Raw genomic sequence first — 21,041 nt, 5'->3', positions numbered from 1 at the left:
CCCGCGGGTGCGCGCCGCGCTTTCGCTCGCCGCGCGCCGCTGCGGAGGGCGCGCGGCGGCCGAGCGGCGGCGCCGGCGCGCTCAGTCGGGCTGGTGGAGGACGCGCTGGGTGCGCTCGAGGAAATAGAACCGCTCGAAGCCCGTGCGCTGGAACGTGAGCGCGCCGAAGCCGTTCACGGCGATCGCGGCCGCGGCGAGGGCGTAGAACGGCGCGCCGAAGCGGCGGCTCCCGACGGCGATCATGGCGAAGAGGAACGGCGCGAAGTCGTTGGAGAAGCGGTAGCCGAACTGGATCCAGCCGCTGTTCTGGTAGAAGAGGCTCGGCAGCGCGACCGCGGCCGCCGTGGCGGCGAGCGCCCAGAACACGGGCGGCGTGCGGCGCGGCCACAGCGCCCACGCGTAGATCGGCGTCGTCGCCCAGAGCGCGAGCCCGTGGGCGTTGATCTGGAACGGCGCGCCCTGCACGTGGGTGTACGGCAAGCTCGTGAGCACCACCGCGAGGTTGCGCGGCAGGTAGTGGTACGAGAAGAGCCCCCACTTCTCGATCCGCGCGCGCCACGCGATATGGAGGTAGCGGTGACCGAACTCGGCCGCGTCGCCGAACCGCGCGTGGTTGTGCCAGAGGAGCACGGACAGCACGAGCGCGGCAGGCGCGGCGAACAGCGCGAGCCGGCGCAGCAGGGCGCGCGGGGTGGAGCCGCCCGCGCGGATCGCCTCGTAGAGGAACAGCGGCGCGGCGAAGCCGAGCGGCGTGCGCGTCGCGAAGCCGAGGCCGAGGGCGAGGCCCGCCGCGATCGGGTGGGCGGCGTCGAGCGCGCAGTGGAGATAGATGCAGGCGAGCGCGACGCCGACGACGTGCGCGGCGAACCACACCGTGCCTTGCACCGCGCTGAACCAGTAGACGCTCCCGAGCGCGAAGAGCAGCGCGAGCGCGACGTTCTCGGCCTCCGTGCGGCGGCTGCGCCGCGAGGCCGAGAGCTTCTCCAGGGCGAGGAAGAGGACGGCCGGGCCGACGCCGGCGAACGCGAGGAAGAACTGCCCGTCGCGCACGCGCTCGGCGCTGCCGGCGAGCTTGACGAGCGGCGCGATGAGGACCGCGGGGAAGGGGGGGAAGCTGACGTAGTAGCGATCGCCGAGCACGGCGAAGTCGTTGCCGCCGGCGTAGGCAGGCGGCGGCCCGCCGAGATCGAGGCGGCCGTTGAGCCACGCCTCGGCGAGCAGCGCGTAGTGGTTGTAGGGCGTGTGGGCCGAGAAGATCTCGCGGGAGGAGCTGAGCGCGTAGACGAGCGTCACGAGCGCGTAGAGGGCGAGCGCGATCCTCGCGCGCCGGCTCGCTCGCGGTGCTTCTCCCGACGACTCCTGCCGCCCTTCGGCGGCGCCCGCGGCGGAGGCCCCGGGCGTGGCGCTGCGGTCCATGCGCCGGCGACGCTACCACGCGGCCCCGAGCCGACGGCGTCCGGGAGCGCGGCGACCCGGCCCCGAGGCCCAGCCGCTCCGGCCGCGAGCGGCCGAGCAGCGGAGGCCGCCGTCCGCAGCGCGCGTGGCGCGCGCGCGCCGAGGAGCAAGGGCAAGGGAGGAGTGGAGGAGAAAAGCGGCCGCCGCCGTCGTCGCTCGGTCTTGCGAGCCAACGCACCCCGCGCTAAACGCTCCGCTTTCACTGGCCCGGAACCCATGTCCCAGTTTGCCGTCTCCGCCAATGACATCGACATCTCCGGCCTCTCGCTGGACGTGTCGGTCCCGACTGACTGGCTGAACGCAGAGCTCGTTGACGCTGACGTCACCGGGCGCGCGCCAGGCCACCTCTCCGCCCGCCTCTCGCGGACGGGGAACGAGATCGTCGTGCGCGGCCGCGTCAAGGCGCCTGTCGCCACGCCGTGCGCGCGGTGCCTCTCGCCCGCGCCGCTGGACATCGACGCCGAGCTCTCGCTCCTCCTGCGCCCGGCCCCGAAGGCCGAGACCCACGGGCCGGGGCACCGGCACCGGCGTGACGACGGGGGGCGAAACGGGGCGGCGAAGGCAGAGCCCAAGGTCAAGGAGGCCGAGTACGAGTTCACGGCCGAGGAGGCCGACGTCGACACGTACGACGGCGAGACGGTGGTGCTCGATCCCTTCATCCGGGAGGCCATTCTCCTCGAGATGCCGAACTTCCCCTTGTGCTCGGAAGCTTGCCCGGGTATCGGTCCTGCCGCGTCCCGAGAGGACCGCGAAGGCGGCTCCTCGACCCCCGTCGGCGGGGCGGCGGAGGAGGACGAGGCCGCTCCCGGCCTCGACCCGCGGCTCGCGCCGCTCAGCGCGCTCCGAGAGAAGCTCGGACAGAAGCCCAGCGCCTCTGACAAGCGCGAGCAACCTGCCTCAGCCTCCCCGGCCAACGCCGGGACATCGAAGAAGAAGACCAAGAAGGAGTAGCTCCGTGGCCGTCCCCAAGAGGAAAACCACCCCCAGCAAGCGCGACATGCGGCGCGCCAACCACGACAAGGTGACCCCCGTCCAGCTCGTCTCCTGCGAGAACTGCGGGGAAGCCCGGCTCCCGCACCGCGCCTGTGGCGCCTGCGGGCACTACAACGGGCGCAAGGCGAAGGCGACCAAGGCGACCGCGGCCACATGACCGGGACGGGTGCGCGGACGCCGACGCGGGCGAACGCTGCGCCCGCGCACCCGGGCGCGACGCCGGCGCGCGCGAACGCCGTCGCGCGAGGGCCTGTCGCATGATCGACGCGCGGCCGAGGAGCCGCATCCTCGGGACGGGCAGCTACGCGCCCGCCCGCGTCCTGCACAACACCGATCTCGAGAAGATCGTCGACACCTCCGACAGCTGGATCAGCGAGCGGACGGGCATCCGCCGCCGTCATATCGCCGCCGAGGGGGAGCTCACGAGCGACATGGCGTCCGCCGCCGGCCGCTCGGCGCTGGAGGCAGCGGGGCTCTCCGCGGCTGACCTCGACATGATCATCGTCGGGACGATCAGCGGCGACACCCCGGTGCCCGCGTGCGCGGTGCACGTGCAGCAGAAGCTCGGAGCCGAGGAGATCCCCTCGTTCGACATCTCGGCGGCCTGCGCCGGCTTCGTCTACGGGCTCACGATCGCCGATCAGTTCATCTCCAACGGCGTCGCCCGGCACGTCCTCGTGATCGGCGTCGAGCTGCTCTCCCGCATCCTGAACTGGAAGGATCGCACGACGTGCGTCCTGTTCGGCGACGGAGCGGGCGCGGTCGTGCTCGGGCCTGCGTCCGACGACGGCAGGGGCATCGTCTCGACGCGTATCTTCAGCGACGGCGGGCTCGCGAACTCGCTTGTCATCCCGGGCGGCGGCACGGCCGAGCCGCTCACCCCCGAGGGCCTCGAGCAGAACCGCAACAAGGTCCACATGGTGGGGCAGGACATCTTCAAGGTCGCCGTGAAGAACCTCTCCAGCGCCTCGCTGATCGCGCTCGACACGGCGGGAATGACGGCAGCCGATCTCGACTGGGTCGTCGCCCACCAGGCGAACCTGCGGATCATCAGCCAGGTCGCCGGGCGGCTCAACCTCCCCCTGGAGAGGTTCGTGCTCAACATCGAGGAGTACGGCAACACCTCGAGCGCCTCCATCCCCATCGCCCTCGACGAGGCGGTCCGCGACGGGCGCATCAAGCCGGGTCACAACGTCCTGTTCTGCGCGCTCGGCGCCGGCATCTCCTGGGGCGCGTCCGTCGTCCGGATGTGAGCGGGCCATGCGGTCGCGTCGGCGTTGGGTCGAGATCTGCGCGTCGCGGCGGCTGAGCTCGCCGGGCGCTCCTGCAGGGGCGAGGCTCGGCGGCGCGCCCGCCTCGTGACGTAGCTCGAGGACGGACGACGTCCGCTTCCTCCGCTTGGAAGTGAGGGCAAACGTGAAAATCGCTTGGCTGTTTCCAGGGCAAGGGGCGCAAGAGGTGGGGATGGGCAAGTCCCTCGCGGAGGTCTCGCCGGCGGCGCGCGGCGCGTTCGAGCGAGCGGACGCCGCGCTCGGCGAGCCGATCTCCCGGCTCTGCTTCGAGGGGCCGATCGAGGAGCTCACGCGCACGAGCAACACCCAGCCCGCCATCGTCGCCACGAGCTGTGCGGTGGCCGCGGCGCTGCTCGAGCAGCTCCCCGACCTCGAGCCGCCGCTCTACGCGGCCGGCCACTCGCTCGGCGAGTACAGCGCGCTCGTCGCAGCCGGCGCGCTCGAGATCGAAGAGGCGGTGAAGCTCTGCCGGATCCGCGGCGCCGCGATGCAGGAGGCCGTGCCGGCGGGCGAGGGGGCCATGGCGGCCGTCGTCGCGCTCGATCAGGACGTGGTGCTCGCGATCTGCGCGGAGGCGGCGCAGGGCGACGTGGTCGCGCCGGCGAACTACAACGGTCCGGGGCAGACCGTGATCGCCGGCCACAGCCGCGCGGTCGCGCGGGCTGGCGAGCTCGCCGTCGCCCGCGGGGGCAAGGCCATCCCCCTCAAGGTGAGCGCTCCCTTCCACTGCGCGCTGATGCGGCCGGCGGCCGAGCGCCTGCGCCCCGAGCTCGAGCGCACACAGCTGAGGCCGCTCGCCTTCCCGGTGATCGCGAACGTCGACGCTGCGCCGAACTCCGACCCGGAGCGGGTGCGCTCGCTCCTCCTGCGGCAGGTGGACGGGACCGTTCAGTGGATGCGCACGATCGAGCGCATGGCGGAGGACGGCGTCACGCACGCCCTGGAGATCGGCCCTGGCAAGGTGCTCGCCGGGCTGGTCAAGCGGATCACGAAGCAGATCAAGGTGCTCAGCGTGAGCGACATGGCGGGGATAGAGCGCGTGAGCGCGTTCCTTTCGGAGGCATAGGCATCGATGTTCGACCTTACGGGCAAAGTCGCGATCGTCACGGGCGGATCGCGAGGGATCGGGCGGGCTGCGTCGGAGGCCCTGGCGGCGCAGGGCGCGCACGTCGTCGTCAACTACGTGCGTGGGGAGGCCGAGGCGCGCTCGCTCGTCGAGGCGATCACCGCGCGCGGCGGCAAGGCCGAGGCGCTCGGCTTCGACGTCGCCGACATGCAGGCGACGGAGGGCGCCATCGCCGACGTCGCCAAGCGGCTCGGCCGGCTCGACATCCTGGTCGCGAACGCGGGGATCGCGATCGACGGCCTGCTCCTGCGGATCAAGGAGGAGGACCTCGATCGCCTCTTCGCCGTGAACGTGAAGGGCTCGCTGGCGTGCGCCCGGGCGGCGACCAAGGTCATGATGCGCGCGCGCACGGGCCGTATCGTCTTCCTCTCCAGCGTCGTGGGGGAGATGGGCAACGTGGGCCAGGCGGCGTACGCCGCGACGAAGGCGGCCCTGCTCGGCGTGACGAAGACGCTCGCCCGCGAGTACGCGGGGCGGGGCATCACCGTCAACGCCGTGGCGCCCGGCTTCATCGACACCGACATGACCACGACGATCAGCGCTGAGATGAAAGAGGGGCTGACCAAGATGGTCCCGCTCGGGCGTACGGGGCGACCGGAGGAGGTCGCCTCGGCGATCGCATTCCTATGCTCCGACGAGGCGGGCTACGTGACGGGCCAGACGCTGCGCGTCAACGGCGGCATGTACGTCTGAGCGCGCTGGCCTGCGCACCCCGGCATCCGGGCGTCGGCGGCAAACGCGGCGCACATGAAAAAAGCGGCCGCCGGTAATTCGATGATGCAACGCTGGTGGCGATGGGCTACTAGGGGGTCCGTTTTCCCGGGAGGAATACCATGGCTGAAGGTCGCGACATCACGGCCGAAGTAAAGCGAATCATCAAGGAGCAGCTCGACGTCGACGAGAAGGACATCAAGCCTGAAGCGACGTTCATCGACGATCTGGGCGCCGATTCGCTGGGCCTGGTGGAGCTTGTCCTCGCGTTCGAGGAGGCGTTCGAGATCGACATTCCGGACGAGGACACGGAGAAGATCCGGTCTGTCCAGGATGCGATCAGCTACATCGAAGGACATACCAAGAAGTAGCGTCCCTACCGCCCTAACCGGACGCGGCGTCACCATGGAGGTGTGATGGCGCGTGGGCCAGCGAAGGGCCTGCTCTTCGTTGAATCACGTGTTCTCACCTCTGTGGTGGCGCTAGGGCAAGAAGAGCCATGGAACGCGTTGTCATTACCGGCATCGGGCTCGTCACGCCCAACGGCATCGGGACGCAGGCCACCTGGCAATCTTTGCTGGATGGCCAGTCCGGTATCGGACCGATCACCCTCTTCGACGCGAGCACCTTTCCCACCCGCTTCGCCGGCGAGGTGAAGGGCTTCGCCGCGGAGGAGTACATCGCCAAGAAGAGGGTAAAGGAGATGGGCCGCTTCGCCCATCTGTCTGTCGCCGCTTCGCAGATGTGCATCAAGGACGCGGGGATCGAGCTCACCGAGGAGGACCGCGATCAGTGCGGCACGTTCATCGGTGTCGGCCTCGGCGGCCTCGAGTTCCTGTACCAGCACTCGATCACGCTGCACGAGAAGGGCCCCCACAAGGTCAGCCCCTACTTCATCCCGACGGTCATCGCCAACCTCGCCGCGGGGCAGGTGGCGCTGTCGCTCGACCTGCGGGGCCCGAGCTACTGCAACACGAGCGCGTGCTCGTCGAGCGCGCACTCGCTCGGCGAGGCGTTCGAGTGGATCCGCCGTGGGCGCTCGCACATCATGCTCACGGGCGGCGCGGAGGCGACGATCACCGGCCTCGGCATCGGCGGGTTCTGCGCGATGTTCGCGCTCTCGCGGCGCAACGAGGAGCCGCAGCGGGCGAGCCGCCCGTGGGACAAGGGGCGAGACGGCTTCGTCTGCTCCGAGGGCGCCGGGTCGCTGCTGCTCGAGTCGCTCTCCCACGCGAAGAAGCGCGGCGCGAAGATCTACGCCGAGGTCGTGGGGTACGGCGCCTCGTGCGACGCGTACCACATCACGAAGCCAGCGCCCGAGGGCGCCGGGGCGCAGCGCGCGATGAAGATGGCGCTCGAGGACGCGAGGCTCGCGCCGGACGCGATCGACTACATCAACGCGCACGGCACCTCGACGCCGCAGGGCGACATCGAGGAGACCCGCGCGATCCTCAAGATCTTCGGCGACCACGCGGCGTCGAAGCGCCTCTGGGTGAGCTCCACCAAGTCGGCGATGGGCCACCTCCTCGGGGGCGCCGGCGGGGTCGAGGCGGCGATCTGCGCCCTCGCGCTGCGCGACGGCGCGGTGCCCCCGACGCTCAACCTGGACGATCCCGATCCCGAGTGCACCCTCGACTACGTGCCGTTCACCTCGCGCAAGCGCCCCTTGAAGCACGTGATGTCGAACTCCTTCGGCTTCGGCGGGACGAACGTGTCGCTCGTGCTCTCCAAGTTCGAGGACTGATCGCGCGCCGCGCCGGATGGCTCGATGAAGTGCCCATTTTGCGGCCACCTTGAAGACCGGGTCATCGACTCCCGCGCTGGCGGCGCGGGCGAGGTGATCCGGCGCCGGCGCGAGTGCGCCTCGTGCGAGCGGAGGTTCACGACCTACGAGCGCGTCGAGGACATCCTGCCGACCGTCGTCAAGAAGGACGGCCGGCGCGAGTCGTTCGATCGCCAGAAGCTCGTGCGGGGGCTCCGGATCGCCTGCAACAAGCGGCCCGTGTCCACCGACCAGATCGAGGCTATCGCCGACGCGATCGAGCGGGAGGCACAGGAGTCCGAGCGGCGGGAGATCTTGTCGACCGAGCTCGGCGAGCGGGTGATGAACCATCTGCGCAGCCTCGATGAGGTCGCCTATGTCCGGTTCGCCAGCGTCTATCGCTCCTTTCGGGATATCGACCAGTTCATGGCCGAGCTTGGTAAGCTTGTGAAGGCCAAGGCGCCCTAGTAGATCCGGCACTTCGATGTCCGCGAAGCTCCCCAGCCCCGATCCCGAGTTCGACGCCGCGATGATGCGCCTCGCCATCGAGGAGGCGCACAAGGCGATGCCGTCGCCGAACCCCCCGGTCGGCGCGGTGGTGGTGAACACCGCGGGCGAGGTCGTCGCCGTCGCGCACCACGCGCGCGCGGGCGAGGAGCACGCCGAGGGGCTGGCGCTCGCGATGGCGGGGGACGTGGCGCGCGGCGGGACGCTCTACGTGACGCTCGAGCCCTGCAACCACGAGGGGCGCACGCCGCCCTGCGTGGACGCGGTGCTGAACGCCGGCATCAAGCGGGTCGTCATCGGCGCGCCGGATCCGAACCCGTCGGTCGTCGGCGGCGGGGCGCAGCGCCTCAGCGACGCCGGGCTCGCCGTCGAGATCGGCGTCGGCGGCGCCGAGGCGCGCGCGCTGATCGGGCCCTGGACCAAGTTCGTCACGACCGGCATCCCCCACATCGCGCTCAAGCTGGCCCTTTCGCTCGACGGCCGCATCGCGACCCGCACGGGTGCCTCGAAGTGGGTCACCGGCCCGGAGGCGCGCGCGAAGGTGCAGGAGTTGCGCTCGCGGCACGACGCGGTGGCGATCGGCATCGGCACCGCGCTCGCCGACGACCCCCGGCTCACGCTGCGCGAGCCCGGGCTCACGCCGGGGGGGCGGACGCCCATCCGGCTCGTCTTCGACACGAGGCTCCGGCTGCCGCTCCACACGCGCCTGGTGCAGACGGCGCGGGAGGTGCCGACCTGGGTGCTCACGGGCGCCGACGCGCCCGAGGCGGCAGAGCAGCTGCTCGTCGACGCCGGCTGCGTCGTCCTGCGCGCGCCGACCTCCGCGGAGGGGCGGGTCGACGTGACCGCCGCGATGCGCCTCTGCGCCTCCCAGGGGATCGTCTCCATCCTCGTGGAGGGCGGCGCCGAGCTCGCCGGCAGCCTGCTCGCGTCGCGGCTGCCCGACGAGCTGCACGCCTTCGTCGCCCCGATCCTGCTCGGCCCCCGCGGCCGTCCGGGCGCGGTCGACTGGGCCGGCCCGGACACCCCCGGGGACGCGCCCCGGATCGTCGATCCCCGCTGGGAGCTCTGCGGCCGCGACGCGTACGTCAGCGGCTCGCTCGCCTTCCCGGCGCGCAGCTGACCGGTCTGTCCACGTGGACCGGGCCCGCGCGGAGCGGGCCCGCGCCGCGCGGGCCGGGAGCCGCGCGACTCAGCCCGCCGCCTCGGCGCCGCGCTTCTGCATCTTCCGCTGGACGATGCGCTTCTTCAGCGTGCCCATCCGGTCGATCATCAGCACGCCGTCGAGGTGATCGAGCTCGTGCTGGATGGCCACGGCGAGCAGGCCGTCGGCGGCGATCTCGAACGTCGCGCCGTCTCGCCCGCGGGCGCGGACGTTGACGCGCCCGGCGCGCTTGATGTCCTCGCTGATGCCGGGGAACGACAGGCACCCTTCGGGGCCGGTCTGCTGCCCCTCTTGCCGCACGATCTCCGGGTTGATGAACACGAGGAGGTTGCTCGGCTCGTTGTCGGCGGCGATGTCAACGAGGAAGATGCGGTGTGGCTCCCCGATCTGCGTGGCCGCCAGGCCGACGCCGGGCGCGGCGTACATGGTCTCGGCCATGTCGTCGATAAGCTTCACGATCTCGGGCGTGATGTCCCCGACCGGCTGCGCCTTCTGTCGCAGGCGCGGATCGGGATAGTGGAGGATGGTGCGGATGGCCATGGCTGCTCAACAGCATAACCTCCGTTCCAGGCCGGCGCCCGTCAAGACGTGCTAGCGGTTGCGCCGGAACGAGGTCGAGGTGTCGACCGTGACCCCGCGGGACTGAAGATCTTCCACGATGTCCGGCACCAGCCCGGAAGGGTGGAAGGTCCCCTCGAGCGCGCCGCCCGCGGCCGTCCGCTCGACCACGAACGTGAAGACGTCGCGAATGGCGATCTGCCCGTTCTCGACGGCGAGCTCCGCGATGCGGAGCACCCGGTGGCGGCCGTCGCGGAGCAGCGCGATCTCGATCGCCAGATCGAACGACGACGCCAGCCACTCGCGCGCGGTCTCCGGCGTGATGCCCGGGCGGGTCGCGGCGATGTCGGCGGGGAGCCGCGTCACGGCCTGCCGCAGCGTCGGCGCCCGCGCGGCCGCGAGCACGCCGTCCATGCCGCCGCCGATGGCGTCCACCACCTCGGCCGCCACATGGCCAGCGAACGAGCTCACCACGAGCCGCTCCGGCCGGATGCGCGCGGCCGACTGCACCGCCCGCGTCCGCTCGGCCGTCGTGCTGCCGAGCGCGATCGACAGGGTGTTGGGCTGATCGAGGGCCAGCTCGTCCTCGTCCTGGAGCACGACGAACCGGTCGTCGGGCTGCGCCGCGGCCGCGAGCGCCCCGAGCAGCCAGCTCGTCCCCGCGTCGCGCGTCCCCGTGACGAGGAGGTTGCCGCGCCCGAGCACGCACTGGGTGAGAAGGCCGGCCATCGCGCGCGAGATCGTCCCGTTGCGCACCAGGTCTTCCAGCGTGACGTCGGGGCGCTGCGGCTTGCGGATCACCAGCGTGGACGTCGCGGCCGGCGGCAGCACGGCGAAGAGCCGCCGCCCCGTCGGCAGGAGCCGCTCGACGAAGCTCGCGCCCTCCTCGAGCGGCTGCCGGGCCATCCTGCACAGCCGGCGGATCACCCGGTCGACCGCCCGCTCGCTGCTGAACCCGACCTCCGCGATGACGCGACGGCGCCCGTGCATCGCGATCACGTGGTCGTGGCGGAACACCTGGATCTCGCTCACCTCGGTGTCGTCGAGCAGGCGATCGAGCGGGCCCAGCGTGAAGAGCTCCCGCTGCGCGTCGGCGACGAGCGCCTCGGCGTCCACCTCGGGGGGAAGCTCGCCCGTCGCCCGCGTCGCCTCCGCGCTCTCGGCGAGGGCGTGCTCGAGCCGCTGGGCGAGCGCGGCGTCCGGCGGCGCGCCGCTGTCGAGCGGCGAGAGGTCGATCTTGTCGGCGAGCCGCTCCAGGACGCGCCCGAGCGCCCTGCGGTGCGCCACGGCCTGCGCCGAGTCGCCCTGTCCGCGGTCGACCCGATCCGAGACGGGCGGGATCGCTCGCCGGCTGGGGATCGGGACCACGCTCGGGTGGACCCCCGGCAGCGGGGTCGCGGTCGGGGACGGGCGCGCCATCTGCGTGGTCGGATTGCCCGGGGGAGCGCCGCGCGCATCGCGCGGCGGCGGCGCGTTGGGCGTCGCCGGCGGCGGGATCGGCAGCGGCGGGACGGGCGTGCCGCTCGCCCCCGGCGCGATGGGCGGGCGAGGCGAGGGGATGCGCGGCGGACCGGGGACCAGCGCGCCCGCGTCGACGGACTCGTCCGGATCGTTCTCGAGAGGGAAGTGGCTGATCACGCCCTGGCTGGTGCGCGACGGCTCGCCCTTCTCGTTGATCAGCGGCAGCGGCGCCGACCGGTGCAGCCCCTTCTCGGCGGACGGCGGGGCCCGATCGGGCAGGTGCGCCGGGTCGCCGCCGGTGGGCATGTCCTCCGCCGCGCGCACCGGGGGCGCCGTGCTGTCCGGGGGCGCGGTCCCCGCCGCGGCCGTCTCGATCCGCAGCACGAAGTCGCCGATGTAGATCTTGTCACCCTCGCGGACGATCGTCGCCTGGGCGATCTTCCGGCCGTTGACGTACGTGCCGTTCGTGCTCTTGAGATCGGTGACGATGAAGCGCCCATCGCGGAAGAGCAGCCGTGCGTGCCGCTTCGAGACGTTGCCCTTCGGCAGCATCAGGTCGTTGCCCTGCACGCGACCGACGTTGATCTCTGTCCGGTCGAAGGTTTCGCGGCGCTCCGCGCCCCCTTTCTCGCTGATGATCACCGAGAACATCTCGTCGCCTCGCGGGGCCAGGGCGGAGGTGAGACCCGATGCCCTCGCCACGCCATACGAGCAAGCTCGAACAGACATGTCAACGAGATGCCTTCGTTTCTGCTGCCGGGCGGCGAGCGGGCCGAGCCAACGCCTGCGCCGGCCGCGCTCAGGAGGCGCGGCGCACGGCGAGCGCGCCGCGTCGATCCCGGAGATCGAGCCGCCGAGCTGTGATGCCGGCGGCACGTCGGCGCGCGTCGGCGGGTCGTGCGTCGCCGGGCAGGCTGGGCGCCTCCCGCAGGGGCGCGGCGTCCCGGGCTGGCCGCCCGCTCTGCTGCAGCCCGCTGCGGCGCTCGATCCAGGCGGTCGCCGAGCCCCCTGAGCGCGCCGCGTCGATCGGCGCTCGGGCGAGCCGCGCGCGGCGCGTGATGAGCAGCGCGCGAGTCATGCGCGCTGTCGTGGTGGCCGCGACGGCGTCGCCGCCCCAGGCGCGAGGTCCGCAGCGTGAGGTGACGAGGCCACCATGGAGAGCGCGGCGCCAGGCGCGGACCGACGCACAGGGCTCTTCGATAAGAGCGCAAATCTTGACGTCTGCGCGAATTGTGCTTCGCAGCGCGCCGTTCCGCGCCCTTCAACGATGGTCCTCGCGTGCTCACCGTCAGGAGCTTCTGTACGGCGGAGCCACTCGCGTCGGGATCTGCTCCAAGGCGGGACTGCCGGTGAGGCGGGTACTGCCTCGAGCAAGCTCCGATCGAACCATCATCGCTTGACCTTGGCGCGTCGGGCCGTTTACGTTGGCGCCCGCTCGGACCGGGGAGAATCGTCGAAGTTACCGCGCACGCACATCAACCAGCGGCTGAGCAGCCGCCCGGCGCAAGTCGGATTTGTCCACGAGGGGGGTTTGCTGGAAGCAGTGAAGCCCGCATCGGAATGAGGGACCGCAGCGGCGGTCTCCTCCCGAATCCCAGCCTGCGCGCCTCGGGTATCGACGAGCTCTGAAGTGGAGGAAATATGGCAGTTGGCAAGGTAAAGTGGTTCAACGATGAGAAGGGTTGGGGCTTCATCAAGCAGGAGACTGGCCCTGACGTCTTCGTGCACTATTCGCAGATCAACGGGGAGGGTCGCCGCCGTCTGTTCGAGGACGAGACCGTTGAATTTGAGATCAAAGAAGGTCCCAAAGGTCTCCAGGCGGTCAACGTGATGCGCGCCACCGCCTGATTCGCCTCCTGACCAGCGCCCCACCGGACTGCCCGCGCAGCGCTCCCGCTGCGCTCGATCCACCTTACTTCCGAGCTCGATCTCACCGCGCGCCCGCGAGGCGGGTCCTGCGCGTGCCGGATTGTCTGCGCGTCGATCCGGTGGGGCGCTCGGCGTTCCGCCGAGCGTTCCTCTTTCTTCTGACAGGGCGCTCCGCAGAGCGCCGAGCGTTCCTCTTCCGGCAAGGCGCGCTTCCGTTTCCGTTAACGCGCCCGGGCGGGCTCACCGCTCGGGGACCGGCACCTCGCGAAACGCCTCTTGACCCGGGACGAAGCGGTGGGACGTGATGCCCTTGATCGCCCCCGCGTCGTCGACCTCGTAGACGTTGAACCCGGCCATCCGCTCGTCGCTGTCGTGAAGGAGCGAGGCGCTGGCGGCGCCCACGGCGTCGATGTGACCGCGCTCGGTGTGCAGCTTCCGGTGGATGCGCCGGTGCAGGTGCCCGTGCAGCAGCAGGCCGCGGCTGACCTGCCGGAGCAGCCGCCCCTCCGCCGCCGCGTCTCCGAGGCCCTCCAGCAAGGTCTTCGCCCGGCTCGCCGGGTTGTGGAAGGGGTGGTGCTGGAGCACGATCGGCGTCCGCCGCCGCACCTCCGGGTGCGCGAGCACGCGCTCCAGCGCGCGCAGCTGCGCCGCGCCGAGCCGCCCCGAGGCCACCAGCGGCGGACGCGGCCACGCGGTCGAGAGGCCGATGAACGCCACCGGCCCGCGCAGGTGCACGAAGGGGAAAGCCGAGCCCACGGCGCCGCCTCGGTCGCCCGCCTCCGGCGCTTCGAGGGGGAGGTCGGAGCGCAGGTAGGGCGCGAAGTACTGAGTGAACCGCTGGGAGCGGTGCGCGCCCTTGGTGTACGCGTCGTGGTTCCCCGGGACGACGCTCACCCGGTCGGGAGGAAGCCCGAGGTCGCGCTGCAAGAAGTCGCGGACGAGGACGAACTCCCGCTCGAGCGCGAGGTTCGAGACGTCGCCGGTGATCACGACGTGGTCCACGCCGAGCCGCCGGATCTCCTTCGCCGCCGCGTGCACCGCGTGCGGCTTGTGGATGGCGCGGCGCCGGAAGCGGAGGTTGATGTAGCCCGTGAGCCGCTTGTTCAGCAGCCGGAACGGGATGGCCCCCTCGAGGGACAGCAGGTGCAAGTCAGAGAGGTGCGCGATCCTCACGGGCGCCAGTATGGGCTCTTCCCGCGCCGCGGCCAACCGCCGCGCGGGCTCGACGCCCGCGGCTCCGCTCAGCCGTCGCGCGCGCAGCGGAAGCCGCGCCACGCGCGTCGGCTGGTCGGCAGGTCGTGCCCCCGCGCCGCGCCGCGCAGCCAGGGCCGACCCTGGATGTAGCTCCCGCCGCGCAGCACGCGCTCCTCGCCCATGTCGGGACCCCGCGGGTTCATGGCGCTGCCGCCTGGATACTCGGGATGGTAGTAATCACCGACCCACTCCTCGACATTGCCGGAGAGGTCGTCGATGCCGTCGGGGGTCCGCCCGGAGACGAGCGAGCCCACGGGCGCGAGCTCGAGGAAGCCGTCGCTGCCGTCGAGCTCGTCGTACGACAGCCGCCCGTGGTTCGCGTGGAAGGGGTTGTAGACATGGCCCCACGGGTAACGACGCCCGGCGAGGCCGCGCGCCGCCCGCTCCCATTCGGCCTCGGTCGGGAGGCGACCGCCGGCCCAGGCGCAGTAGCGCTGCGCGTCGCTCCACGAGACGAGGACCACCGGGAAATCCGGCCGATCGAAGCGCTGCCCGCCGGAGGCATAGGGTGGCTCCGCGCAGAGTCCGGCCGAGACGCACCGGCGGTAGCCGGCGACGGTCACCTCGGTGCGGTCGATCCAGAAATCCGACAGGTACACCTCGTGCGGCACGAGCTCGTTCGCGAAGGCCGCCTCGGTCTCGTCGACGCACAGCTCACCCGCCGGCTCGAGCTTGCAGAGCGTCACCGCGTGCGCGATCTCGACCTCGCTCGAGCCCATCGTGAAGCTGCCCGCGCGCACGAGGACGGCAGGGGGGCCGGGCGCGCGCAGCGAGACGACGCTCGCCGGCGAGCGCCCGCGCTGGCCGACGGCGCCCGCCGGGAGCGCGGCCTCCGAGCCCGCGGGCAGGCGAGGGGCGCGGCGCGAGCGCGGAGGGGCAGCCACGCTGACCATGGAGACCGCGAAAAGCGAGGCCAGCGTGGCCAGCGTGAGGAGGGCCGCCGGACGCATGTCGGAGGCGTAGCATGCTCCAGGCTTGCGGACTGTTTCTGCCTCTTCTGACCTCGACCGGGGCGGCGGCCGCCAGTCGTCTGGGACGTCGTGAGCGCGCGCCGGCCGTCGAGCGCTGGGTCTGGCGACGCGCGTCGAACGCCGCGTGACGGCGCGCGACGCGCCGCAAAAGTGCGCTGGGCGCCGAGGAGCGATAGACTCGAGGGGCTCGATGCCAACCCTTATGGATAACGCGAACACGATGAGCGCGGAGGTCGACGCCGCGGTGATCGAAGAGCTGCATGAGGCGTTCGAGAGCGGAGAGCTCTTGCTCTTCGTGGGCGGGGGCATCTCGGCCGCGGCCGGGCTGCCGACGTGGCGCCAGCTCGTCGACCTGCTCGTCGAGAGGGTGCGCGAGCAGGTCGGCGACGAGGTCGTCGTCGCCGAGGTCGCGTCGCTCGCGCGATCGCAGCGCTACAGCGAGGCGCTCGCCGCGGCGGAGCACGCGCTCGGCGCGGCGGAGTTCAACGCGTTCGTCGAGGACGCGCTCGACGACGAGGGGCTCGAGCCGCCGCGGATCGCGATCGCGATCGCGGCGCTGCGGGACAAGCTGCGCGCGGTGCTCACCACGAACCTCAACCACCTGCTCGAGCGCGCCTTCGCGTTCGAGTGGGAGACGATGTGGCGCATCACCGACGAGGTCGCGTGGCGCCGTCGGTTCATCCTCAAGCTGCACGGCACGCTGAAGGAGCCGACCAGCTGGGTGTTCGCGCGCGAGCGCTTCCTCGCGTCGATCGCGGCCCCCGACGTCCGCAGGTCGCTCACGGCCGTGCTCTCGAAGTGCCCCGTGCTCTTCATCGGCTTCGGGCGCGCCGACAGCAACTTCGACGAGATGCTGTCGGACATCCACGCGCTGTCGGGCAGCTCGCCGCCGCCCCGCTTCCTGCTCGTCCCGAGCGCGAGCCTGACGCCGTACCGGCGCGCGATGCTCGTGGGCATGGGCTTCCGTCTCATCCCCTACGACACGCCCGACGGCAGCCACGACAGGGCGCTCGCGATCCTCGAGCGCATGAGCGCGCCCCGCTTGCGCGCGAGCGCGTCGCGCGCGTCGCGCTCGATCGTGCCGCCCCCGATCCCCGACCTGGAGCTGCCGCCCTCGTCGTCGTCGCCGCTCGGCTTCCCGTCGTACGATCTCCCGTCCGACCTGGCGGCCTACGACGACACGGTCACGATCCCCGGGGCGATCGATGCGCCGCGGCGCGAGCGGGCCTCCGAGCCGCCGGCGAGCCCGATCGAGGTGTTCTTCTCGTACTCGGAGAGCAACCGCGAGCTGCGCGACAAGCTCGAGACGCACCTCGCCATCCTCAAGCACAAGGGCGTGATCCGCGGCTGGCACGACGGCGAGATCGGCGCGGGCGAGGAGCGCGACCTGGCGATCGCCGAGCACCTCGAGACGGCGAAGATCATCCTCCTGCTCATCAGCGCGGACTTCCTGGCGTCGGACTTCTGTTACGACGTCGAGATGCAGAAGGCGATCGAGCGCCATGAGCGGCGGGAAGCGCGCGTCATCCCGGTCATCCTCGACGCCTGCGACTGGGAGGGCGCGCCCTTCGGAAAGCTGAAGAGCCTGCCGAGGGGCGGGCGACCCGTGACGAGCTGGGTCAACCAGAGCGAGGCCTTCACCGACATCGCCAAGGGCATCCGAGAGCAGGTCGAGCAGCTCAGCCAAAACCCCTCCTAGGCTCACCGACCGCCGGCGCCCAGCCGGTGAGCCACTCAGAGGTGCCGCCGCCCCCCGGGATCTGGAGCGTCCCGGCGTGGACAGGCCGGAATCTGGCCGCGCGCGACGCGCTGCTCGCCGAGATCGGCGCCACGCTCGCGAAGCGCGGCATGGCGCCGCTCTGCGGGCTCGGAGGCACCGGCAAGACCAAGCTGGCGATCGAGTACGCGTACCGCAACGCCAGCGCCTACGACATCGTCTTCATGATCGACGGCCAGAGCGCCGCGACGATGGACGCCGCCTTCGTCGCGCTCGCCGCCGAGATGCGGCTGCCCGACCACGAGCAGTTCGACGCGTCGCGCGCTGTCGCGGCGGTGCGCAACAGGCTCGGGCGCCGCGGGCGCTGGCTCCTCCTCTTCGACGGGGTGCGCGATCCCGTCGAGGTCGAGCCATACGTCCCGAGCGTCTCGCACGGCGGTCACATCCTCGCGACGTCGCAGAACCCCATCTGGCGCGGGCTCACCACGGTCAACGTGCGAGGCATCGAGCGTGCCGAGTCGGTGAACTTCCTGCTCCGGCGCACGGGGGAGACCGACGCGGAGGCGGCCGACGCGCTCGCGGAAGAGCTCGGCGATCTGCCGCTCGCCCTGGCGCAGGCCGGCGCGTACATCGAGGAGACGGGGCGCCCGCTCGCCGAGTACCTCGCGCTGTTCCGCCAGCGCCCGGCCGCGCTGCTGGAGCGTCCGGTCAGCTTCCCGGTCACCGTCGCGACGGCGTGGGAGAGCGCGCTCGCCGCGGTGTTCAGCCACCAGGCCGCCGCGGAGCTCCTCAGCCTGTGCTCGTTCCTGCCGATGGACGCGATCCCGCGGCGGGCGCTCAGCGAGTACGATCCGCTCGCGCTCGACGACGCGATCGCGATGCTGCGGCTGCACTCGCTGATCGAGGTGCGACCGCACGCGCTCAGCGTCCACCGCCTCGTGAAGATCGTCGTCCGCAACCAGCTGCGGCGGGACGACCGGCGCCAATGGATGGAAGCGGCGCGCCGCATCGTCCAGGCTTCCGGCAGGTTCTTCCCTGGCACGGAAGAGGAACGCGAAGGTAGGACGGAGCCGGATTCGACGTAAGGCACACCCCCCGAAGAAGATGGAGGTTCGACCCACATGTATCCGCCGAGAGCGTCATATACCGTCTCTTCCTGGGTCTTTCCCGACCGCGTATTCTCGTTGCGCTTCAGGTCCGTCGTGAGACCTTAAGGCCCGCGAGAGGAACTATGGTTGCCTTGGCGACGAGCCCCGCCGACGTGTTCTTCTCCTACTCCCCCAGGGACGAGGACCTGCGGCCCAAGCTCGAGACGCACCTCGACGCGCTCAAGCGGCAAGGGGTCATCCGGACGTACCAGGGCTTCGCGCTCGGCGGGGCGAAGGAGCGGCGGGAGGTGATCGCGGCGAGGCTGCGCGAGGCGCGCGTCGTGCTGCTGCTCGTGAGCGCGGACTTTCTCAACACCGACGCGTGGCTCTCGCCCGAGATCCGCGAGGCGCTCGCCCGGCACGACGCGGGCGAGTGCCGGGTCATCCCCGTCATCCTGCGCCCCTGCGCCTGGGAGAAGACGCCGCTCGGCAAGCTGGAGCCGCTGCCGAACGGCGCGCGGCCCGTGACGAGCTACCCCAACCAGAGCGAGGCGTTCACCGAGATCGCGAAGGGGATCCGGAGCGCCGTCCGCGAGACGGAGCCGCCCACGCAGAGGCCGGTCGTCCGGCGGCCTTCGAGCTCGCCCGACGCGGAGCCGCACATCAAGAAGCTGCCGCCGCGCAACCCGAGCTTCACCGGGCGCGACCAGCTGCTCAACGAGCTGCGGAGCGCGCTCACCACCGGCGGGCCCGCGGCGCTCACGCAGGCGATCAGCGGCCTCGGCGGGATCGGCAAGACGCAGGTCGCCGCGGAGTACGCGCACCGGTACGCGAACCAGTACAACGTCGTCTGGTGGGTCCGCGCCGAGGAGCCGGCGACGACGGCCGAGGACTTCGCCCGCCTCGCCGTGGCGCTCGACCTGCCGGAGCAGAACGAGGCCGACCAGCGGATCGCGATCGAGGCGGTCCGCTCGTGGCTGAGCCGCAACGACAAGTGGCTCCTCATCTTCGACAACGTCAACGACCCGAGGGACGTCGCCCCGTACCTCCCGCACCCGCGCACCGGGCACATCCTGATCACGTCGCGCAACCCGAGCTTCCGCGGCATCGCCACGCCGCTCACCGTGCCGGCGCTCGATCGCGCCGACTCGGTGAAGTTCCTGCTCGGCCGGACCGGGCAGAGCGACGAGCGGGCCGCGGAGAAGCTCGCCGAGACGCTCGGCGATCTGCCGCTCGCGCTGGTGCAGGCGGCGGCGACCATCAAGGAGACGAGGTCGTCGATCGCGACCTACCACGCCGTCTTCGGCGACCATCAGCGCGAGCTCTTGCTCCGCGGCGTCCCGATGGATTACCCGACGCCGGTCGCCACGACCTGGGGCCTCGCGTTCCAGGAGGCGCAGCGCTTCTCGCCCGTCGCCGTCGATCTCCTGAGCCTGTGCGCGTTCCTCGCGCCCGACGACATCCCGCGCGAGGGCCTCGCCGACGCCGCGCCGCACCTGCCGCCGGCGCTCGCGGAGGCGCTGAGCGATCCGCTGATGCTCGACGAGGCGGTCGCCGCGCTGCGCCGCTACTCGTTCATCGACGTGCACGAGGGCGCGCTCTCGGTGCACCGGCTCGTGCAGGCGGTCGTCCGCGATCGCCTCCCGCCCGAGGACCGGCGGATGTGGGCCGAGGCCGCGGTCCGCCTCGTCGACCACGCGTTCCCCGAGAGCAGCGAGGACGTGGAGACGTGGCCCTTCTGCGCCCGCTGGCTGCCGCACGCGCTCGCCGCGGCGAGCCAGGCCGAGGCCCACGACGTCGCGAAGGAGGTGCGCGGGCGGCTCCTCGCCCGGTTCGCCGTCTACCTGCAGGGGCGGGCGGCGTTCGCCGAGGCGAAAGGGTACCTGGAGCGGGCCCTCGCGCTGCACGAGGCGGTGTTCGGCCACGACGATCCGAAGGTCGCGCGCGTGCTGCGCAGCCTCGGCAGCGTCCTGCACGACCTCGGCGATCTCGGCGGCGCGCGGGCGCACCTGGAGCGCGCGCTCGCGATCGACATCGCGAGCGTCGGCCCGGACCACCCGGACGTCGCGCGCGACGTGAACGACCTCGGCAGCGTTCTCATGGATCAGGGCGACCTGCCGGGCGCGCGCAAGCACCTGGAGCGCGCGCTCGCGATCGACGAGGCGACGTACGGCCCCGACGACCCGAGCGTCGCGATACGGCTCAACAACTTGGGCGCGCTCTTCCGCGATCTCGGCGACTTCGCGGGCGCGCGCGTGTACCTGGAGCGCGCGCTCGCGATCGACATCCGCGCCTACGGGCCGGATCACCCGACGGTCGCGATCGGGCGCACGCACCTCGGCCGGCTGCTGCACGATCTCGGCGACCTGAAGGGCGCGCGCGAGCAGTTCGAGGAGGCGCTCAAGATCGATGAGCACACCTACGGCCTCTACCATCCGCGCTTCGCGCTGGCGCTGAACAACCGCGGGCGCGTGCTGCGCGATCTCGGCGACCTCGCCGGGGCGCGCGCCGACTTCGAGCGCGCGCTCGCGATCGTCGAGGACACCTACGGCCCGGATCACCCGGACGTCGCGCGGGACATCAACAACCTCGGCAGCGTGCTGCGCGATCTCGGCGACCTCGAGGGGGCGCGGGCGAACTTCGCGCGCGTGCTGAAGATCGCCGAGGCGACCTACGGCCCGGACCACCCCGCGGTGGCGATCGGCTGCAACAACCTCGGCAGCGTGCTTCAGGCGCTCGGCGAGCTGCCCGGGGCGCGCGAGCAGCTGGAGCGGGCGCTCGGCATCGCGCAGGCGACCTACGGCCCGGACCACCCGGTCGTGGCGAGCATCGTGAACAACCTCGGCCGCGTGCTGCAGGCGCTGGGCGACTTATCGGGCGCCTGGCAGCAGATCGAGCGCGCCGTCGCCATCGCCACGAAGGCGCTCGGGCCGACGCACCCGTCCGTGCAGATCTTCTCGCGGAACCTCGCGCGCCTCGGCGACGCGCTCGGGAGCAGCGTCGAAGCGACCTGAGCGCCCGCGGGGCGAGCGCGCGCCACTGGCGGCGCCGCGGCGCGCATCGCCGGCGGCGCCGCGGCGCACGTAGCGCGAGGCAGAGGGCGCCAGGGGAG

18 protein-coding genes are annotated in these 21,041 nt (G+C 71.8%); 13 read left to right on the top strand and 5 right to left on the bottom strand.

Features of this window, described 5'->3' with window-relative positions; translation table 11 throughout:
• Positions 1-81: 81 nt before the first annotated feature.
• Positions 82-1,416, bottom strand: a complete 1,335-nt coding sequence (locus WME85_RS23355) for a hypothetical protein (protein WP_437841069.1) — start codon at positions 1,414-1,416, stop codon at positions 82-84.
• Between the two features lie 255 nt (positions 1,417-1,671).
• Between WME85_RS23355 and WME85_RS23350 the strand changes: the two genes are divergently transcribed.
• From WME85_RS23350 to ribD, 9 genes are all read left to right on the top strand, one after another.
• A complete protein-coding gene (locus WME85_RS23350; protein ID WP_437841067.1) occupies positions 1,672-2,406 on the top strand; it encodes a YceD family protein in 735 nt (244 codons plus the stop codon).
• A 4-nt stretch (positions 2,407-2,410) separates the two neighbouring features.
• Entirely contained in the window at positions 2,411-2,605 is a 195-nt protein-coding gene (rpmF, locus tag WME85_RS23345; protein ID WP_020736516.1) for a 50S ribosomal protein L32, read from the top strand.
• 100 nt (positions 2,606-2,705) lie between these two features.
• Positions 2,706-3,701, top strand: coding sequence for a beta-ketoacyl-ACP synthase III (locus WME85_RS23340; protein ID WP_437841065.1), 996 nt, complete (start codon positions 2,706-2,708; stop codon positions 3,699-3,701).
• Positions 3,702-3,864: 163 nt separating this feature from the next.
• On the top strand, positions 3,865-4,806 hold the full coding sequence (gene fabD / locus WME85_RS23335) for an ACP S-malonyltransferase (protein ID WP_437841063.1): 942 nt from the start codon (positions 3,865-3,867) through the stop codon (positions 4,804-4,806).
• Positions 4,807-4,812: 6 nt separating this feature from the next.
• Positions 4,813-5,559, top strand: a complete 747-nt coding sequence (locus WME85_RS23330) for a 3-oxoacyl-ACP reductase family protein (protein ID WP_437311641.1) — start codon at positions 4,813-4,815, stop codon at positions 5,557-5,559.
• A 140-nt stretch (positions 5,560-5,699) separates the two neighbouring features.
• Positions 5,700-5,948 (top strand): acyl carrier protein, encoded by a 249-nt coding sequence (gene acpP / locus WME85_RS23325; RefSeq protein WP_437311640.1) that lies wholly within the window; start codon positions 5,700-5,702, stop codon positions 5,946-5,948.
• A gap of 128 nt (positions 5,949-6,076) precedes the next feature.
• Positions 6,077-7,321 (top strand): beta-ketoacyl-ACP synthase II, encoded by a 1,245-nt coding sequence (gene fabF / locus WME85_RS23320; protein WP_437311639.1) that lies wholly within the window; start codon positions 6,077-6,079, stop codon positions 7,319-7,321.
• 24 nt (positions 7,322-7,345) lie between these two features.
• Positions 7,346-7,807: a transcriptional regulator NrdR gene (gene nrdR, locus WME85_RS23315; RefSeq protein ID WP_437841061.1), complete on the top strand. Its 462-nt coding sequence runs from the start codon at positions 7,346-7,348 to the stop codon at positions 7,805-7,807.
• A 16-nt stretch (positions 7,808-7,823) separates the two neighbouring features.
• Positions 7,824-8,969 carry a bifunctional diaminohydroxyphosphoribosylaminopyrimidine deaminase/5-amino-6-(5-phosphoribosylamino)uracil reductase RibD gene (gene ribD / locus WME85_RS23310; RefSeq protein WP_437841059.1) on the top strand — a complete coding sequence of 382 codons (1,146 nt, stop codon included), beginning with the start codon at positions 7,824-7,826 and terminating at the stop codon, positions 8,967-8,969.
• 69 nt (positions 8,970-9,038) lie between these two features.
• Here ribD and def read toward each other — a convergent pair whose 3' ends face one another.
• Together def and WME85_RS23300 are read right to left on the bottom strand one after the other, a co-directional pair.
• On the bottom strand, positions 9,039-9,551 hold the full coding sequence (gene def / locus WME85_RS23305; protein WP_437760375.1) for a peptide deformylase: 513 nt from the start codon (positions 9,549-9,551) through the stop codon (positions 9,039-9,041).
• Between the two features lie 51 nt (positions 9,552-9,602).
• Positions 9,603-11,681, bottom strand: coding sequence for an ATPase, T2SS/T4P/T4SS family (locus WME85_RS23300; protein ID WP_437841057.1), 2,079 nt, complete (start codon positions 11,679-11,681; stop codon positions 9,603-9,605).
• A gap of 990 nt (positions 11,682-12,671) precedes the next feature.
• On the opposite strand from WME85_RS23300, the gene WME85_RS23295 reads away from it, so the two are divergent.
• Positions 12,672-12,878, top strand: a complete 207-nt coding sequence (locus tag WME85_RS23295; protein WP_061613859.1) for a cold-shock protein — start codon at positions 12,672-12,674, stop codon at positions 12,876-12,878.
• Between the two features lie 261 nt (positions 12,879-13,139).
• Here WME85_RS23295 and WME85_RS23290 read toward each other — a convergent pair whose 3' ends face one another.
• Together WME85_RS23290 and WME85_RS23285 are read right to left on the bottom strand one after the other, a co-directional pair.
• Positions 13,140-14,072, bottom strand: coding sequence for a metallophosphoesterase family protein (locus WME85_RS23290; protein WP_437841055.1), 933 nt, complete (start codon positions 14,070-14,072; stop codon positions 13,140-13,142).
• A gap of 68 nt (positions 14,073-14,140) precedes the next feature.
• Complete coding sequence (locus WME85_RS23285; RefSeq protein WP_437841053.1) at positions 14,141-15,103, bottom strand: formylglycine-generating enzyme family protein; 963 nt, start codon at positions 15,101-15,103, stop codon at positions 14,141-14,143.
• 223 nt (positions 15,104-15,326) lie between these two features.
• On the opposite strand from WME85_RS23285, the gene WME85_RS23280 reads away from it, so the two are divergent.
• The 3 genes from WME85_RS23280 to fxsT all read left to right on the top strand — a co-directional run bounded on the left by WME85_RS23280 (position 15,327) and on the right by fxsT (position 20,943).
• The gene (locus tag WME85_RS23280; protein WP_437841051.1) at positions 15,327-16,823 is read left to right on the top strand and encodes an SIR2 family protein; all 1,497 of its coding nucleotides are present in this window, start codon (positions 15,327-15,329) and stop codon (positions 16,821-16,823) included.
• Positions 16,824-16,849: 26 nt separating this feature from the next.
• Entirely contained in the window at positions 16,850-17,926 is a 1,077-nt protein-coding gene (locus tag WME85_RS23275; protein ID WP_437841049.1) for an ATP/GTP-binding protein, read from the top strand.
• 146 nt (positions 17,927-18,072) lie between these two features.
• Positions 18,073-20,943, top strand: coding sequence for an FxSxx-COOH system tetratricopeptide repeat protein (fxsT, locus tag WME85_RS23270; RefSeq protein WP_437841047.1), 2,871 nt, complete (start codon positions 18,073-18,075; stop codon positions 20,941-20,943).
• The last annotated feature ends 98 nt before the right edge of the window (positions 20,944-21,041 follow it).

It is taken from the genome of Sorangium sp. So ce1153 (assembly GCF_051521595.1).
Classification (GTDB): Bacteria; Myxococcota_A; Polyangia; order Polyangiales; family Polyangiaceae; genus Sorangium.
Note: the sequence above shows the minus strand (reverse complement) of the source record. Positions and strands in the feature narration are given on the sequence as shown.

Coding starts and splice junctions, on each gene's coding strand:
- WME85_RS23355 (WP_437841069.1), bottom strand. CDS start 1,416: ATGGACCGCAGCGCCACGCCCGGGGCCTCCGCCGCGGGCGCCGCCGAA.
- WME85_RS23350 (WP_437841067.1), top strand. CDS start 1,672: ATGTCCCAGTTTGCCGTCTCCGCCAATGACATCGACATCTCCGGCCTC.
- WME85_RS23340 (WP_437841065.1), top strand. CDS start 2,706: ATGATCGACGCGCGGCCGAGGAGCCGCATCCTCGGGACGGGCAGCTAC.
- WME85_RS23330 (WP_437311641.1), top strand. CDS start 4,813: ATGTTCGACCTTACGGGCAAAGTCGCGATCGTCACGGGCGGATCGCGA.
- acpP (WP_437311640.1), top strand. CDS start 5,700: ATGGCTGAAGGTCGCGACATCACGGCCGAAGTAAAGCGAATCATCAAG.
- fabF (WP_437311639.1), top strand. CDS start 6,077: ATGGAACGCGTTGTCATTACCGGCATCGGGCTCGTCACGCCCAACGGC.
- nrdR (WP_437841061.1), top strand. CDS start 7,346: ATGAAGTGCCCATTTTGCGGCCACCTTGAAGACCGGGTCATCGACTCC.
- ribD (WP_437841059.1), top strand. CDS start 7,824: ATGTCCGCGAAGCTCCCCAGCCCCGATCCCGAGTTCGACGCCGCGATG.
- def (WP_437760375.1), bottom strand. CDS start 9,551: ATGGCCATCCGCACCATCCTCCACTATCCCGATCCGCGCCTGCGACAG.
- WME85_RS23300 (WP_437841057.1), bottom strand. CDS start 11,681: ATGTTCTCGGTGATCATCAGCGAGAAAGGGGGCGCGGAGCGCCGCGAA.
- WME85_RS23295 (WP_061613859.1), top strand. CDS start 12,672: ATGGCAGTTGGCAAGGTAAAGTGGTTCAACGATGAGAAGGGTTGGGGC.
- WME85_RS23285 (WP_437841053.1), bottom strand. CDS start 15,103: ATGCGTCCGGCGGCCCTCCTCACGCTGGCCACGCTGGCCTCGCTTTTC.
- WME85_RS23280 (WP_437841051.1), top strand. CDS start 15,327: ATGGATAACGCGAACACGATGAGCGCGGAGGTCGACGCCGCGGTGATC.
- fxsT (WP_437841047.1), top strand. CDS start 18,073: ATGGTTGCCTTGGCGACGAGCCCCGCCGACGTGTTCTTCTCCTACTCC.